This window comes from Bradyrhizobium sp. Kon56, assembly GCF_055807635.1.
The window spans coordinates 1-292 of record NZ_JBVVOU010000346.1; the positions used below are offsets into that span (position 1 = coordinate 1).

The following is a 292-nucleotide window of genomic DNA, read 5'->3' on the forward strand; positions in this document are numbered from 1 at the left end:
AGGTACAGGGTGGCCAACTGCTGCAGGGCAAGCAGTTTGGACTGATTGACCTGTGAGGCTAAGAGCAGTGCTGGGTAGGGATCTGGAGTCAGTTGCAGCGCGCATTCGCGCAAGGCGTCAGCGTCCTCCAACTGATAAGCAAGTCCGTTTTCAACCCGGTGTTTGAGAGCTCTCTTGCGGATCGCGATTTCGAAATAACCCGCATCGAAAGCCACCAGCTCCGCGGCTTTCAGGATACGAACGATCTGCCCGACTTCACAGGCACGCCTGAGAGCATCCAGCACCCACCCCC

Annotated in this window: 1 protein-coding gene; it reads right to left on the bottom strand. The window is 57.5% G+C overall.

Annotated features, from left to right (window positions below):
• The coding region (locus AC0L3B_RS39260) for a hypothetical protein (protein ID WP_473383140.1) at window positions 1-292 on the bottom strand (292 nt) is incomplete at both ends.